The following is a 16,142-nucleotide window of genomic DNA, read 5'->3' as shown; positions in this document are numbered from 1 at the left end:
AGGAGGGTGCCGCATGAGCGTCCTCGACCGACTGCTGGGCCGCGATCTGCACTCCCTCGCCGCCCCCTACGCCCTCGACGCGCTGGAGAGCGAGGAGAAGCGCCGCTTCGAACGTCATCTGAAGGGCTGTGACCGATGTGCCGAGGAGGTACGGGCGTTGACCGAGGACGCGGTACGGCTCGCCTGGTCCACCGCGGCGGCCCCGCCGGCCGCGCTGCGCGAGCGGGTGCTGGCCGCCGTACGGACGACCCCGCAGGAACCGGCGGCCCGGGACCTGCCGCGCGCACGGACGTTCCAGCAGCCCGCGCGGGCGCGGGAGCCCCGGTTCCGGCCGCTGTTCGCACCGCTCGCCACCACCACGGCCGCCGCGGCCCTCGTGGTCGCCGCGCTCTTCGCGGTGCAGGCGACCCAGGCGCGCGACGACCTGAACCAGGAGCGTGCCCAGGCACGTGAGATCGCCCACGTCCTGGCGGCTCCCGACGCGCGGGCGACCGGTGAACGCGACGCGCGGGGCCGAGGAATCGGAGTAGTGGCCTCCGCGTCGCAGCGGAGCGCCGTCGTGACCCTGAGCGGACTCGGCACGCCCTCCGGCGGACGCGTCCATCAGCTGTGGCTCATGCGCCCCAAGGAGAAACCGCGTTCTCTCGGCCTCTTCACCGGCGACACGCCCCTCGTCGCCGACGGACTGGATCAGAATGCGACGTCACTCGCAGTGACGGTCGAGCCTCACGGCGGCTCGGAACAGCCCACGACCTCGCCCGTTGTCCAACTCGCCCTGGAAACGGTCGGATTCGGAGAGTAACCGTCAACCCCCTTATGGGGAAGGTGAATCCTTTGTCCGAGATACACGCGCGCCATGAGGGGGCGATAGGGTTAGTCTGCCCGGGCCGGGTGGACTTGTACGGGTGGGGAGTGACATGGAACAGATAACAGTGCGCACCAGGGCACGCGTCCCTGCGATCACATGCGGGAGCAGCGCGACGAGTTCGCGCCTGGACCGACATCTCGCGGTGCTCGGCGGTCCCGCCATACCGCAGCGCGAGACGGTCGAGGCGACCTCGCTGATGCGTGAGCTCACGACCCGTGACCACGCGCACGACAGCGGCTCCAGGGTCGCGCGCGTGCGGCGGGTCTCGCTGTTCGCGCCGCTCAGGCGACTGCGCCGCTCGCTGTTCGGCGACCGCTGACCGGCCGTCGGCACCGGCCTTCCCGACCCGCGCTCCGGCGACTCCACCGAACCGGCACACCGCTGTCCTTCCGCGTCCGTCATCCCCACGGCGGGCAGCGGTGCCCGGTGATCACCACATCCGGAGCGCGGGTCACCACCTTCACCGGGCGCTGAGCCTCAGCGCACCACCCCGTCCCGCCGCAGCTCGGCGACGTCCGCGTCCGTCATGCCCAGCGCCCGCAGCACCACCCCCGTGTGCTCACCGAGCCGCGGGACGGGTCCCATGCGCGCCTCCTCCCCGCCCGGCAGCGTGATGGGAGGCAGCAGCGCACGCAGCGGCCCCGCCGGCGATCCCACCTCCCGCCACCGGTTCCTGGCCGCCAGCTGAGGATGTTCCGCCACCTCCGTCACGTCCCGCAGCCGGGCGCAGGCGATGCCCGCGGCCTCCAGGCGGGCCAGCGCCTCGTCGGCGCCGAGCGCGCCCAGCGCCTCTCCCACGAGCGCGTCCACGGCCTCCCGGTTTTCCACCCGCGCCGCGTTCGTGGCGAACCGCGGATCGTCCGCCGCCCCGGGCCGCCCGGCCACCTGCTGCGCGAGCCGGCGCCACTCCCGGTCGTTCTGCACCGACAGCAGGACATGCCCGCCGTCAGCCGTCGAATAGACGTCGTAGGGAACGATGACGGAATGGGAGAGGCCGGTGCGGGCCGGCGGGGTCCCGCCGTGCATCGCGTGGTGCAGCGGATGCCCCATCCACTCCGCGAGCGCGTCCAGCATCGACACCTCGACCGGGCCCCCGCGTCCGGTCGTGCCGCGCCGCACCAGCGCCGCGAGGACCCCCGAGAACGCGTACATGGCCGCCGCGATGTCCGCGGCCGGGACACCGGCCTTCACCGGCAGCCCGGGCGTCCCGGTCACCGACACGAGCCCCGCCTCGCACTGGACGAGCATGTCGTACGCGCGTTTGCCGGCGTACGGACCCGACGGCCCGTATCCGGAGATGTCCACGGCGATCAGCCGGGGGTGCTCGGCGCACAGGGTCGCCGCGTCCAGCCCGAGCCGGGCCGCCGCGCCCTGGGCGAGGTTCTGCACGAACACGTCCGCCTCCGCGACGAGCCGGCGTACGACGTCGAGTCCGCGCGGGTCCTTCAGGTCGAGGGCGACGGACTCCTTGCCCCGGTTGCACCACACGAAGTGCGAGGCCAGGCCCTTGGCCGCGGTGTCGTAGCCGCGGGCGAAGTCCCCGCCGTCGATCCGCTCGACCTTGACGACCCGGGCGCCGAGATCCGCGAGCTGCCGGGTCGCGAAGGGCGCGGCGACGGCCTGTTCGACGGCGACGACGGTGATGCCTTCGAGGGGCAGGGGCTCTGGCTGCATGCGATGGATCATGGACCCTGAACATACTTTTGTCATGCACCGATATCGCCGGAGCGGGTTCGCCGCCCTCGGCGGGGGCGCGGACCGGAGTCGTCCGTGCGCGCCGGAGCGAGCCGGCCGACGGCCTCGGCGGGCGTCCGCGGGCGGTTCTAGATCAGCGCGAACTGGCCCTCGGGGCCCTCTTCGTGGTGGTCGAGCACCGAGGCGGGGCGGCGGGCCGCGTCCGGGACCGGGAGCACCCCGGCGGTGCGCAGCTCCGTCCGGGTGATCGGTGAACGCGGCTCCAACGCGGCCTGCTGGGGGCGCAGTTCGGCGAGGAGCGCCAGCACCGTGATGAGTTCGAGGAGTTCGGAGGTCCACGTCTGGGGCCAGCTTGCGGGGCCGATCGCCTCCAGCGTGCCCGGCTCTCCCGCCCCGGTCCGTGCCGCGAACCACTGCTCCAGCACCCGTACACCGCCGACCTCGAAGTCCCAGGCCTCGGGCGGCACGGGCGAGATCCTGCCCTCGCCGAGGTGCAGGGACTCCTCCTCGCGGTCGTAGTACGGGTCGGTGAGCAGAGGGCCCGAAGCCGGCCGGGACGCCGGGGGCGGGGCGGACAGCGGTGCCCGCACGTAGGGCCGCCGGCCGCCGGGAAGCTTGGGGCGCTCGCCGCCGCGCCGCATCAGCCGCAGCATGGTCCGGCCCAACTCGACCCCGTACGACCACACTTCGGGGTCGGCGGTGAGCGGGACCACACAGCCGTCCCGGCCCCGCCGCGCGGCCGCCAGCGTCCAGGCGAGGACGTCGACGGGGGCCGGAGAGAGGCCGAGACGGGAGCCCAGATGCTCCAACAGGCCCGGAGCCAGGTTCGGTTCACGGCCGCCCGGACGCCGGTAGAGCGGACGCACCCGCCCGCCGCGCCCGGCGATCAGCGGCAGCACGGACGCGGCCAGCAGGACCGGACCCGAGGCCTCGGGTCCTTGCGCCTGCTCGACCGCGAACACCTGCTCCTCGTCCGCCACCCGCCACAGCTCGGGGCGGGCCGAGTCGATCAGCCGGTGATCGGGAATCAGCCACTGCTCGTCGAAGGGGGCGCTCAGCACCCGGACCGGCGGCGGACACGGGTCCGACGCCCGCGCGAGGCGGCCCGTCCCGCTGGACTGGCCCGGCAGCTGGGCCACAGCGGAATGCGTCGTGCGGGCCCGCGTCGGCCCGAACAGCGTCTCGCGGTCCGGCCCCTGGGCCCGTACGAGGGCGTCCCAGCGGGCCTTCAGGGAGGCCGCGTCGGGGGCCGTCGGCCACCTGCGGCCCAGCCTCGGCGGTGCGACGGACCACGGCATGAGGTCCGCGAGCAGCGGAGCGGCGTCGGGCGTCACGCTCGGCATCGTACGACGAGGGCGCCGTTCGCCGTCCCCGTACGCCGTCGTCAGTGTGCGTCGAGGGTGACCGTGAACGAGAAGCGGTCGCCCCGGTAGTGGATGACCGCCACGTCCAGCGCCTGCCCGTCCTTGCCGTGGATGACGCCCGTGTAGCGCAGGATCGGGCTGAGCAGCGGCACCTGGAGCAGGCGTGCCGTCTCGGGGTCCGCGAGCGTGGCCTCCACCGTGTCGGTGATCCGGCTGATGCCGACCCCGAGGACGTCCCGCAGCACCTTGGTCATCGGCCAGCGGATCAGGTCCTCGCGGTCGATGCGGTCGGCCAGCTCGGGCCGGAGATAGTTGCGCGCGTGGTTCGTCGGCTCGCCCGTCGTCTCGTCGCTGCGCAGCCGGTGGTACGTCGCCACCTCGTCCACGTCCGGGAAGAACTCGGCGAGTTCGCCGGAGACCCGCGTCCTCCCCTGGTCCAGCAGCTCGGTCGTCATGCCCGACTGCTGGGCCACGATCGCGTCCACCGAGCCGAGCAGCCGCACGGGCGCGCCCCGCCGGGCACTCGGCTCGATGAACGTGCCCCGCCTGCGGTGCCGGGTGATGAGTCCCTCGGCCTCCAGCTCCTTGAGCGCCTGCCGCATGGTCAGCACGCTCACCCCGTAGTGCCCCGCGAGCTGCTCCTCGGTGGGCAGGCGCAGGGGATCCTGAGGGGTGCGGCCGAGTATCGAGGCACGCAGGGACTGCGACACCTGGTACCACAGCGGCAGCTTGCGGTTCAGGACGATCGAATCGGGAGCGAAGGAGGTCACGAGGGTATCCGTACCGGTCGCGGGCGTGGAAGGCAACGGCCGGTGATGTTCAGCCGGCCGGACGGAAGTGCCGCCCGAGCCCCTTCCACACGTCGTCGTAGCGGCGCTGGAGGTGTTCCGCCCCGGCCGCCTGGGCCGTCGCGGTGACCGGCCAGCGGGTCTCGAACATGAAGGCGAGGCCGTCGTCGATCTTCTGCGGCTTCAGCTCGGCGGCGCTGGCCCGCAGGAAGGTCTCCTCGTCCGGGCCGTGCGCCGACATCATGTTGTGCAGCGAGCCGCCGCCCGGCACGAAGCCCTCCGCCTTCGCGTCGTACGCGCCCTCGATGAGTCCCATGTACTCGCTCATCACGTTCCGGTGGAAGTACGGCGGCCGGAACGTGTTCTCGCCCACCAGCCAGCGCGGCGCGAACGCGACGAAGTCGACACCGGCCAGCCCCGGGGTGTCGGACGGCGAGGTGAGCACCGTGAAGATCGAGGGGTCCGGGTGGTCGTAGCTGATGGAGCCGATCACATTGAAGCGGTGCAGGTCGTAGGTGTACGGCACGTGGTTGCCGTGCCACGCGACGACGTCCAGCGGCGAGTGGTCGTACGTCGCCGTCCAGAGGTTGCCGCAGAACTTGTTCACCACCTCGACCGGGCCCTCGACGTCCTCGTACGCGGCGACCGGGGCGAGGAAGTCACGGGCGTTGGCGAGGCCGTTGGCGCCGATCGGGCCGAGGTCGGGGAGCTGGAAGGGTGCTCCGTAGTTCTCGCACACATAGCCCCGGGCGCCGCCCCGGCCGTCCTCGGACACCGGGTCGAGCAGCTCCACCCGGAAGCGCACCCCCCGGGGGATCAGCGCGATCCGGCCCGGCTCCACGTGCAGCAGCCCGAACTCGGTGCGCAGCAGCAGCCCGCCGCGCTCCGGGACGATCAGCAGCTCGCCGTCGGCGTCGCTGAACACCCGCTCCATCGACGCGTTGGCGTGGTAGAGGTGCACCGCGATCCCGGTGCGCTGGGCGGCGTCGCCGTTGCCTCCCAGGGTCCACAGGCCCGCGAGGAAGTCCGTACCGGCCGGGGGCTCCGGGAGCGGGTTCCAGCGCAGCCGGTTCGGGTCGGGCACGGTCTCCGTGAACGGCGCCGTCCGCAGCGCGCCGTTGTCGGCGCGGACGAAGGCGGGGTGGGCGGCCGAGGGCCGGATGCGGTACAGCCACGAGCGGCGGTTGGACGCCCTCGGCTCGGTGAACGCCGAGCCGCTCAGCTGCTCCGCGTACAGGCCGAGTGGGGCCCGCTGCGGCGCGTTGCGTCCGTGCGGCAGGGCCCCGGGGACCGCCTCCGAGCTGTGCTCGTTGCCGAATCCCGAGAGGTGGGCCAGCCCCTCGGCCGTCTTCCTCGCGTCCCCGCTCATGATCGCTCCCTCGCGCCTGATTCCTATGCATCACCGTAGGATTCCGGCCCGCCCCGCGCAAGAGGTCGCCGGGTGCGCGGCGCGGGTTGGCCGGATTTGCCACGGGACTAGTCCTCACGGGGGTGCGCGGGGGCTCAAGAACCCGACTCCAGGGGGATCCGGCCACGAGGGCCCCTGTTCTACGCTCCGGACATGCGGTGGACGTGTGGACTGCTCGCCGCGCTTGCGGTCTGCGCCCTGCTCGGCGGAGCCGCGGGCTGCGGCACCGGTGACGCGCACGAGCGGGAGACCACGGTCCCCACCTCGCCCGTGGGCACCCTGGGCGACGAGATGGACGAGGACGGCCGGCTCTTCCGCGAGGTGGGCGCCAAGGGGGCGCCCGCGGTCGCGATCGAGATCCAGCCGGACTCCGCCGGTGGCTGGGACGTGCGGCTCACGGTCCGCAACTTCCGCTTCTCGCCCGCGGGTTCACGGACCGTGCCGGTCGCGGGGCGTGGTGTGGCCCGGCTCTACGTCGACGGCCGCGCCGTCGCCCGGCTGCGGACGGCCGAGTACCGCCTGGCCGGCCGGCTGGTCCCGCGCGGCACCCATCACGTCACCGCGCGGCTGTACGCGGACGACGGCACCGTGTGGGCCGTCCACCACAAGCCCGTCGAGAGCACGGCCGACATCACGGCCTCGGGCTCCGCCGCCGAGGGCTGACACCGGGGACCGGGCTCGCGGGAGGCGGTTCCGCGGTCCGGGGAGCGGTCACGGCACGGGGACGCCCGCCGGAATCCGGGGTCACGGGGGCGGAGGGCGCCTGCCGGAATCCAGGGTCACCGGGGCGGAGGGCGCCTGTCGAAGTCCGTGGCCACGAGGGAGGAGGGTGCCCGCCGGAATCCGGGGTCACGGGACGGCGGGTGCCCGCCGAAGTCCGGGGTCACGGGACGGGGGCACTCGCGGAAATGGGTGGTCACGGCACGTAGGCGCCCGCCGGAAATGAGTGGCCACGGCACGCAGGTGCGTACTGATGGGTGAGGTTCACCCGGCCCCGGCGGAAAGGCATCATGAAGAGCGTGCCCCCTACGACCCCGCTCCGCAGAGCGCCCGTACAGCGGCGTAGCGCAGAACGACTGACCAGAATCCTCGACGCCTGTGCCGACCTCCTCGACGAGGTGGGCTACGACGGGCTGAGCACCCGTGCCGTGGCCCAGCGGGCCGGTGTGCCCATCGGCTCCGTCTACCGCTTCTTCGGCAACAAGCGGGCCATGGCCGACGCGCTCGCCCAGCGCAACCTGGAGCTCTACACCGAGCGGGTCACCCGGAGCCTGCGCGAGGCGGACGGGGGCGGCTGGCGGGCCGCGATGGACGCGGTGCTCGACGAGTACCTCGCCATGAAGCGGACCGCCCCGGGCTTCTCCCTGGTCGACTTCGGCAATCAGATCCCCGTCGGCGCCCGGTACGCCGAACCCAACACCCGGGTCGCCGACCGCCTGACCGACCTGCTCTCCGGCTATCTCGACCGGGAGCCGGACGAAGACCTGCGCCGCTGCTTCCTGGTCGCCGTGGAGAGTGCCGACACCCTGGTGCACCTGGCCTTCCGCGTCGACCCTGACGGGGACGAACGGATCATCGCGGAGACACGCGAACTGCTGCGCGCGTATCTGTCCCGGGTCCTCGACTAGCCGCGCCCCCGGCCGCGGTGCCGGGGCGGGGTGCCAGGGCTGTGGTGCAGGGGCCGCGAAGCGCGGGGCGTGGTGCACAGGCCGCGATGCGCGGGGCGTGGTGCAGGGGCGGCGGTGCGCGGAATTCCGACGTGACCCCCGCCGTGCCCTCCCCACCGTGCGTACCGGTCGGTATGCTCGCCCGCGTCCCTGTGCGCCCAAGCCACCGTCCCTCCGGGAGGACCCGTGTCCCGCACCTCCGGCACCACCCCCGACTCCCGAACCGCGCTGCGCGTCTGCCCCCTGTGCGAAGCCACCTGCGGACTGACGCTGACCATCGAGGGCACCCGTGTGACGGGCGCCCGCGGTGACCGCGACGACGTGTTCAGCAAGGGCTTCATCTGCCCCAAGGGCGCCTCCTTCGGCGCCGCCGACGGCGACCCCGACCGTCTGGCCGGCCCGCTCGTCCGCGAGAACGGCGAACTGCGCGAGGCCACCTGGGAGGAGGCCTTCGACGCGGTGGCCGCCGGACTGCGCCCGGTCGTGGAGCGGTACGGGCCGCACGCCCTCGCGGTCGTCCTCGGCAACCCCAACGTGCACACCGTGGCCGGAGCCCTCTATCCCTCCGTCCTGCTCGGCGCCCTGCGCACGCACAGCGTCTTCTCCGCCTCCACGGTCGACCAGATGCCCAAGCACGTGTCGAGCGGCCTGCTGTTCGGCGACGCCAACGCGATCCCCGTACCGGATCTGGACCGCACCGACCACCTGCTGCTGATCGGCGCCAACCCGCTTGAGTCCAACGGGAGTCTGTGCACCGCCCCCGACTTCCCCGGCAGGCTCCGGGCGCTGCGGGCGCGCGGCGGCACGCTGACCGTGATCGACCCGCGCCGCACCCGGACCGCCAAGCTCGCCGACCGTCATGTGGCCATCCGCCCCGGCACCGACGCCATGCTCCTCGCGGCGATGGCGCACGTCCTGTTCGAGGAGAAGCTCGTCGACCTCGGCGCGCTCGCCCCGCACGTCCAGGGTGTCGACGAACTCCCCGACGCGTTGCGGGACTTCACGCCCGAGGCGGCGAGCGCGGCCTGCGACGTGGACGCCGCGACCATCAGGGAGCTGGCACGCGAGCTGGCCGCCGCGCCGACCGCCGCCGTCTACGGCCGCATCGGCAGCTGCACCGTCCCGCACGGCACCCTGGCCAGCTGGCTGGTGGACGTCCTCAACATCCTCACCGGCAACCTCGACCGGCCCGGCGGAGCGCTCTTCCCCACGGCCGCCACCGACCGGACCCCCCGCCCGGTCGGCCCCGGAAAGGGCTTCGCCCTCGGCCGCTGGCACAGCCGGGTGAGCCGGCACCCGGAGGCCAAGGGCGAACTGCCCCTGGCCGCGCTGGCGGAGGAGATCGACACCCCGACCGAGGACGGCAGCCCGGTCCGCGCCGTCATCGCCGTCGCGGCCAACCCGGTCCTCTCCGCGCCCGACGGCCTCCGCCTCGACAAGGCCCTCGAATCACTGGACTTCATGGTCAGCGTCGACCCCTATCTGAACGAGACCTCGCGCCACGCTCACGTCGTCCTGCCCCCGCCGCCGCCGTCCCGCAGCGCGCACCACGACTTCGCGTTCAACACCCTCGCCGTCCGCAACCAGGTCCGCTACAACCGCCCCGTCGTCCCCCTGGAGGAGGGCAGGATGGCGGAGACCGAGATCCTCGCCCGGCTCGTCCTGGCCGCGACCGGAATGCACGGCGCCGACCCGTCCGCCGTGGACACGATGGTTATCGAGGGCACCCTCGGCAAGGCGGTGCAGGACCCCGCGTCGCCGGTGCACGGGCGTGACCCCGGCGAACTCGCCGCCGCCCTCACCGGCGAGAACGGCCCCGAACGCCGGCTCGACATGATGCTGCGCCTCGGCCCCTACGGCGACGGATTCGGCGCGCGCCCCGACGGGCTGACCCTGGAGCGGCTCCTGGAGCACCCGCACGGCATCGACCTCGGACCGCTCGCCTCCAATCTGCCGCGCCGGCTCAGGACCCGCAGCGGGAAGGTCGAGCTGCTGCCCGGGCCGATCGCGGGAGATCTGCCGCGACTGCGGGACGCGCTGCTGGAACGCCCGGCGGCCGTCGTCCTGGTGGGCCGGCGGCACCTGCGCTCCAACAACAGCTGGATGCACAACGTCCCCGCGCTCACCGGCGGTTCGAACCGCTGCACCCTGCACATCCACCCCGAGGACGCCGCCCGGCTCGGGCTCGCCGACGGGTCGGCCGTGCGCGTGAGGGGCGCAGGGGGAGAGGTGACCGCCCCGGTGGAGATCACCGACACCGTACGGCGCGGAGTGGTGAGCCTTCCGCACGGCTGGGGGCACGACCGTCCCGGCACCCGGATGAGCCACGCCGCGCTGGACCCCGGGGTCAACGTCAACCAGCTCCTCGACGGCTCGCTGCTCGACCCGCTGTCCGGGACGGCCGTCCTCAACGGCGTACCCGTGGAGCTGACGGCCTGCTCCTGAACCGGCTTCGGGGCCCCCGCCGACGGCTGAGCCGGCCCCCCGGCCGGAGCGATGCCCCCGAGCCGCGTGGCCCGGGGGCGTCGTTGCGCCGGACGAGCGGTCCCTGACCGGGGACCGGGCGCAGTTGCGCCCCTTTGTGGATCTTCTGTGAGAACTAGTCAGATGACCTGAAATTTGTATGAAAATCATCTGACTCGGAGGAGTCCCGCATGTCCACCTCGTCCCACCTCGCGCCACGCCGCGGCGCCGGCGCCCTCGCGGCCCTCGCGGTCGCCGGCACCGCCCTCCTCGGCGCCCCGGCCGCGGTCGCCGCCCCCGGTGACAACGGCGACGTCAAGGTCCACGACGCGAACACCGCGTTCGACGACCAGCGGGACGATCCGAAGGTCTGTCACTTCTATCTCGACGGCTTCGACTTCGACGGCGGACAGCGGATCACCTGGTCGATCGCGACGCAGCCCCACGTGGCGGGCGGCGCCACCCTCGCCGGCACGCTGTTCACCTCCGCGACCGGACGCGGCCGTACCGGCGATCTGACGCTGCCCGACGGCCAGTACAAGCTGACCTGGACCTTCCAGGGCGAGAACGGCGCGGGCAAGAGCAAGGTCTTCAAGGTCGACTGCCCCGTCAGCGCCCCGACCCCGTCACCGTCCGCCACCGGCGGACCGAGTGCCTCGCCCAGCCAACAGGGCGGTCCGGGCGGGCCGGGCGGTCGGCCCAGCCCGAGCCGGACCGGCGCTCCCGGCGGCCAGCAGGGCGGTCCGGGGCAGCAGGGCGGCCCCGGCGGACCCAACGGAGGACCTCCGGCGGGCGGCGGCGGCCTCGCCCACGCGCAGAACTTCTCCCCGGTGGCCGGTGCGGCGGCCGTGGGTCTCGTAGTGGCCGGCGGAGTCGTGTTCCTGCGGCTGCGCCGACGCAGCAATGGCGCCGCGTAGACGACGGAGGCCCTGGTACCGGACGCGCGCCTACCGCCTGTCGAGGACCCTCGTGGTCACCGTCGCGCTGGTGGTGGGCGGCGTCTGGTGGGCGGGGGACGACGAGCCCGCCGGGACGGTGGCCTCCGGCGCCGTGCGCGACGACGGCGCCGCCTCCCGGGCCCCGGGCGGGCACGCCGCGGACGCCCGCCCCGGCGGCCTGGCGCACGGCCCGGACCACCCGCCCCCGCCCGCCGGCCGGGCGGCGGGGAAGCCGCCCGCCCCGCTGCCGCGCTCCAGGGCCGCCTCCCTGCGCATCCCCTCCCTGGGCGTCGACGCACCGGTCATCGGTCTCCGGCTGGACCGCGGACACCGGCTCGCCGCCCCGCCCGTGGACGATCCGAAACCCGTCGGCTGGTACACCGACGGACCCACCCCGGGCGAACGCGGCACGGCCCTCGTCGTCGGCCACCGCGACACCCGCACCGGCCCCGCCGTCTTCGCCCCGCTCGAACGGATCCGTCCCGGCGCCCGCGTCGAGGCGCGACGCGAGGACGGACGGACCGCCGTCTACACGGTCTACGCGGTCCGCACGTACGCGAAGGCGCACTTCCCCGACCAGGAGGTGTACGGGAACCGGGGGCGCGCCGAACTGCGGCTCATCACCTGCGGCGGTGCCTACGACCGGGGCACCGGCTACGCGGCGAACCTCATCGCCTTCGCCCGCCTCACCGAGGTCCGTGAGCGCCCCGGCGCCCGCTGAGCCGAACGGCCGGACGGCCGGACGGCGGACCGGGGTTCGGGCTTCGGGGTCCGGGGACCGGGCTTCGGGGTTCGGGCGGGAATGCCCGGACCGCCCGGTCTCCGCCCCGACCGGTATCCGATCGTCCGTTTCAGCCCGTACCGAACCCGCCCGTCCGATACCGCCCCGTGTCTTCCCCCGGACGTGCGCGGTCCGTTAGCTTCCGTGACTCAAGGTCCCGTACGACCCGTACGGGACGACCGGCCGCGGAGCACCAGCGCCTTGCACGCCCCCGGGGGCACCTGTCATGACACGCGCCATCTCCCTGCACCACGTCAGCAAGTCGTACGCCCGCGGGCCCCGCGTGGTGGAACGGTTCTCGCTGGACATCCGGCCCGGCGAGTTCCTGGTGCTGCTGGGCCCCTCGGGCTGCGGCAAGTCGACCGTGCTCCGGATGATCGCGGGACTCGAGGAGGTCTCCGAGGGCGAGGTGCGCCTGGACGGGGAGTACTCCAACGATCTGCCGCCCTCCGCGCGGAACATGGCGATGGTGTTCCAGAACTTCGCCCTCTATCCGAGCATGACCAGCCGCGACAACATCGGCTTCCCGCTGCGCATCGAGGCCCCGGGCGAGGACCCCCGGGCCCGCATCGACGCCACCGCGCGGATGCTCGGCATCCAGGACCTCCTCGACCGCTTCCCCGGCCAGCTCTCCGGCGGCGAGCGGCAGCGCGTCGCGATGGGCCGGGCGATCGCGCGCCACCCGTCCGCCTTCCTGATGGACGAACCGCTGTCCAACCTCGACGCCAAGCTCCGCAACCATCTGCGGGCCGAGATCTCCAAGCTCACCAGGGACCTGGGCGCCACCACGGTGTACGTCACCCACGACCAGGCCGAGGCCATGTCGCTCGGCGACCGGGTCGCCGTGATGCGCGGCGGGGTCCTCCAGCAACTGGGCACGCCCCGCACGGTCTACGGACTGCCCGCGAACGTCTTCGTGGCGGCCTTCATCGGCACCCCGCGGATCAACCTGCTGCGCGGACTGGTCCGGGCCCCGCTCGACGGCGCCATGACGATCAGTCTCGGCAAGCAGTTCCTGCGGCTGCCCGAACCCCTGTGCCTGGACCATCAGTTGCTCCGGGTGCAGCAGGGCCGCGAGGTGATCGTCGGGCTGCGCTCGGAGGCCGTACGGCTCGCGCGGCCGTCGGAGGCCCGGCCGGGCGAGGTGGCGATCACCGGACTGGTCGAGCACGTGGAGTTCCAGGGGCACGAGGTCCTGGTCCACTTCAACACCGGTTCGCGGCCCGCCTTCGTGCCCGAGCTGGAGTCCCCCCGCCCGACCCGCCCCGCTCGCCGCCGGCGCCGTGAGGGCCGCCCGGTCCTCGACCGGCTGCGGGGACGCGCCGGGGCGCTGCGGGCGGGGCCCGTGGTCGTCCTCGACCACCCCTCGGACGACGGGGCCGACCACCCCGGGCCCACACCGCCGGAGGGGCGGCTGCCCGGCGATCTCGTGGTGCGCACCACCCCCGACATCGAACTGCGCCAGGGCATGCAGATCCCGCTCCTGGTGGACCTCGCCCATCTGTTCGTCTTCGACCACAACGGCGAACGCATCTGTCCCGCCCCGGAACGGCTGCCCGACCTGGACGAGTGACGGCCCGGGGATCGCAGGTGTGACCCCGCGCGCGGCAGGTCGCCCTGGCGCCGCAAAACTATCATCGCTAGTTTAGGTCCCGGACGACGTTGCCCCGCCCGGGAGGAACACGATGAAGGCGCATGACGGCATGTACATCGACGGGGCCTGGCGCCCCGCGGCCGGACGGGACACGATCGAGGTCGTGAACCCGGCCGACGAGCAGGTGATCGGCCGGGTTCCGGCGGGCACGGCCGAGGACGTGGACGCCGCCGTGCGCGCCGCCCGGGCCGCCTTCCCCGCCTGGGCCGCGACCCCGCCCGCCGAACGGGCCGCCCGCCTCGCGGCCCTCAGGGACGTCCTGGCCGCCCGCGCGGAGGAGATCGCCGAGACGGTCACCGCCGAGCTCGGGGCGCCGCTCGCGTTCTCCCGGTCCGTGCACGCGGGCGTCCCGGTGCTGGTCGCCGGCTCCTACGCCGAGCTGGCGGCGACCCACGCCTTCGAGGAGAAGGTCGGCAACTCGACCGTCTACCAGGAGCCCGTAGGCGTCGTCGGCGCGATCACCCCCTGGAACTACCCGCTGCACCAGATCGTCGCGAAGGTCGCCCCCGCGCTCGCGGCCGGCTGCACGGTGGTGCTGAAGCCCGCCGAGGACACCCCGCTCACCGCCCAGCTCTTCGCCGAGGCGGTGGCCGAGGCGGGGATCCCGGCCGGCGTCTTCAATCTGGTCACCGGCCTCGGCCCGGTGGCCGGCCAGGCGCTCGCCGAGCACGCGGACGTCGACCTCGTCTCCTTCACCGGCTCCACCGCCGTCGGCCGGCGGATCGGCGCCGTCGCGGGCGCCGCGGTCAAGCGGGTCGCCCTCGAACTCGGCGGCAAGTCCGCCAACGTCATCCTGCCGAGTGCCGACCTCGCCAAGGCCGTCAACGTCGGCGTCGCCAACGTGATGTCCAACTCCGGCCAGACGTGCAGCGCCTGGACCCGCATGCTGGTTCCGGCCGACCGCTACGACGAGGCGGTCGGGCTCGCCGCGGCGGCCGCCGCGAAGTACGGCGACCGCATCGGCCCGGTCGTGAACGCCAAACAGCGCGACCGGGTCCGCGGCTACATCGAGAAGGGCGTCGCCGAGGGCGCCCGGATCGTCGCGGGCGGCCCCGAATCACCTCGCGAACAGGGCTACTTCGTCGCGCCCACCGTCTTCGCCGACGTCACCGAGCAGATGACGATCGCGCAGGAGGAGATCTTCGGCCCGGTCCTGTCCATCCTGCGCTACGAGGACGAGGAGGACGCCCTGCGGATCGCCAACGGCACCGTGTACGGGCTGGCGGGCGCGGTGTGGGCGGGCGAGGAGTCCGAGGCGGTCGCCTTCGCGCGGCGGCTCGACACCGGCCAGGTCGACATCAACGGCGGACGCTTCAACCCCCTCGCCCCCTTCGGCGGTTACAAGCAGTCGGGCGTGGGGCGCGAGCTCGGCGCCCACGGACTGTCCGAGTACATCCAGACCAAGTCCCTCCAGTTCTAGGAGCGTTCGCATGGTTCGCGCCGCCGTCCTGCCCGCCGTGGGTGCCCCGCTGGAGATCGCCGAGATCGAGCTCCCGGACCCCGGCCCCGGCCAGGTCCGGGTGAGACTCGCCGCCGCCGGGGTCTGTCACTCCGACCTGTCCCTGTCCGACGGCACCATGCGGGTGCCGGTGCCCGCCGTGCTCGGCCACGAGGGCGCCGGTACCGTCGTCGCCGTCGGCGAAGGGGTCTCCCAGGTCGCCCCCGGCTCGGCTGTCGTCCTCAACTGGGCTCCCTCCTGCGGGAGTTGCCACGCCTGCACGCTGGGCGAGGTGTGGCTGTGCGCCAACGCGCTCACCGGCGCGGGATCCGTGTACGCCCGCCGCGCCTCCGACGGGAGCGACCTCCACCCCGGTCTGAACGTCGCCGCCTTCGCCGAGGAGACGGTGGTGCCGGTGTCCTGCGTGCTGCCCGCCCCGGACGGCATCCCGCTCACCGACGCCGCCCTGCTGGGCTGCGCCGTCCTCACCGGGTACGGGGCCGTCCACCACTCGGCCCGGGTCCAGCCCGGCGAGACCGTCGCCGTGTTCGGGGCCGGCGGGGTCGGGCTCGCCGCCCTCCAGTCCGCCCGGATCGCGGGCGCCTCGACGATCGTCGCGGTCGACGTCTCACCCGGGAAGGAGCAGCTCGCCCGGGAGGCGGGGGCCACCGACTTCGTCGTCGCCTCCGGTACCACCGCCCGTGACATCCGCGCCCTGACCGGTGGTCACGGCGTCGACGTCGCCGTCGAGTGCGTGGGCCGCGCCGTCACCATCCGCACGGCCTGGGAGTCGACCCGGCGCGGTGGCCGGACCACGGTCGTCGGCATCGGCGGCAAGGACCAGCAGGTCACCTTCAACGCCCTGGAGATCTTCCACTGGGGCAGGACCCTGGCGGGCTGCGTCTACGGCGACTCCGACCCGGCGCGCGATCTCCCGGTGCTCGCGGAGCACGTCCGCGCGGGCCGCCTCGACCTGGGGGCCCTGGTCACCGACCGCATCGCCCTGGACGGCATCCCGGCGGCCTTCGAGAACATGATCGCGGGCAAGGGCGGCCGGGCGCTCGTCGTCTTCTAGACA

14 protein-coding genes are annotated in these 16,142 nt (G+C 73.7%); 10 read left to right on the top strand and 4 right to left on the bottom strand.

All coding sequences use genetic code 11. From position 1 onward, the window contains the following. Positions 1–13 precede the first annotated feature (13 nt). Positions 14–802: an anti-sigma factor domain-containing protein gene (locus ACFWI4_RS26340; protein ID WP_387200744.1), complete on the top strand. Its 789-nt coding sequence runs from the start codon at positions 14–16 to the stop codon at positions 800–802. Between the two features lie 115 nt (positions 803–917). Then, positions 918–1,187, top strand: coding sequence for a hypothetical protein (locus tag ACFWI4_RS26335; protein WP_385405305.1), 270 nt, complete (start codon positions 918–920; stop codon positions 1,185–1,187). Positions 1,188–1,345: 158 nt separating this feature from the next. Here ACFWI4_RS26335 and ACFWI4_RS26330 read toward each other — a convergent pair whose 3' ends face one another. The 4 genes from ACFWI4_RS26330 to hmgA form a co-directional block, all read right to left on the bottom strand. Beyond that, on the bottom strand, positions 1,346–2,554 hold the full coding sequence (locus ACFWI4_RS26330; protein ID WP_387200741.1) for a CaiB/BaiF CoA transferase family protein: 1,209 nt from the start codon (positions 2,552–2,554) through the stop codon (positions 1,346–1,348). Between the two features lie 137 nt (positions 2,555–2,691). Further along, positions 2,692–3,906 carry a type ISP restriction/modification enzyme gene (locus ACFWI4_RS26325; protein ID WP_387200738.1) on the bottom strand — a complete coding sequence of 405 codons (1,215 nt, stop codon included), beginning with the start codon at positions 3,904–3,906 and terminating at the stop codon, positions 2,692–2,694. Positions 3,907–3,947: 41 nt separating this feature from the next. Continuing rightward, positions 3,948–4,697: a GntR family transcriptional regulator gene (locus ACFWI4_RS26320; RefSeq protein WP_385405312.1), complete on the bottom strand. Its 750-nt coding sequence runs from the start codon at positions 4,695–4,697 to the stop codon at positions 3,948–3,950. A gap of 49 nt (positions 4,698–4,746) precedes the next feature. Further along, entirely contained in the window at positions 4,747–6,084 is a 1,338-nt protein-coding gene (gene hmgA, locus ACFWI4_RS26315) for a homogentisate 1,2-dioxygenase (RefSeq protein ID WP_387200735.1), read from the bottom strand. 192 nt (positions 6,085–6,276) lie between these two features. Here hmgA and ACFWI4_RS26310 point away from each other — a divergent pair, with 192 nt between their 5' ends. From ACFWI4_RS26310 to ACFWI4_RS26275, 8 genes are all read left to right on the top strand, one after another. Next, positions 6,277–6,786: a hypothetical protein gene (locus tag ACFWI4_RS26310; protein WP_387200733.1), complete on the top strand. Its 510-nt coding sequence runs from the start codon at positions 6,277–6,279 to the stop codon at positions 6,784–6,786. Between the two features lie 347 nt (positions 6,787–7,133). Beyond that, a complete protein-coding gene (locus ACFWI4_RS26305; protein WP_387200730.1) occupies positions 7,134–7,751 on the top strand; it encodes a TetR family transcriptional regulator in 618 nt (205 codons plus the stop codon). A 225-nt stretch (positions 7,752–7,976) separates the two neighbouring features. Continuing rightward, positions 7,977–10,235, top strand: a complete 2,259-nt coding sequence (locus ACFWI4_RS26300) for a molybdopterin oxidoreductase family protein (RefSeq protein WP_387200727.1) — start codon at positions 7,977–7,979, stop codon at positions 10,233–10,235. Between the two features lie 209 nt (positions 10,236–10,444). Beyond that, positions 10,445–11,170: a hypothetical protein gene (locus tag ACFWI4_RS26295; RefSeq protein WP_387200724.1), complete on the top strand. Its 726-nt coding sequence runs from the start codon at positions 10,445–10,447 to the stop codon at positions 11,168–11,170. 52 nt (positions 11,171–11,222) lie between these two features. Beyond that, entirely contained in the window at positions 11,223–11,912 is a 690-nt protein-coding gene (locus ACFWI4_RS26290) for a class F sortase (protein WP_387200721.1), read from the top strand. A 286-nt stretch (positions 11,913–12,198) separates the two neighbouring features. Then, positions 12,199–13,545 carry an ABC transporter ATP-binding protein gene (locus ACFWI4_RS26285; RefSeq protein ID WP_385405332.1) on the top strand — a complete coding sequence of 449 codons (1,347 nt, stop codon included), beginning with the start codon at positions 12,199–12,201 and terminating at the stop codon, positions 13,543–13,545. Positions 13,546–13,657: 112 nt separating this feature from the next. Further along, positions 13,658–15,046 (top strand): aldehyde dehydrogenase family protein, encoded by a 1,389-nt coding sequence (locus ACFWI4_RS26280; RefSeq protein WP_387200717.1) that lies wholly within the window; start codon positions 13,658–13,660, stop codon positions 15,044–15,046. 10 nt (positions 15,047–15,056) lie between these two features. Then, positions 15,057–16,139, top strand: a complete 1,083-nt coding sequence (locus ACFWI4_RS26275; protein WP_387200713.1) for a Zn-dependent alcohol dehydrogenase — start codon at positions 15,057–15,059, stop codon at positions 16,137–16,139. Positions 16,140–16,142 lie beyond the last annotated feature (3 nt).

The organism is Streptomyces sp. NPDC127038 (assembly GCF_042725875.1).
Taxonomy (GTDB): domain Bacteria; phylum Actinomycetota; class Actinomycetes; order Streptomycetales; family Streptomycetaceae; genus Streptomyces.
The sequence above is the reverse complement of the archived record's forward strand: the minus strand, read 5'-3'. Positions and strand labels throughout refer to the sequence as shown.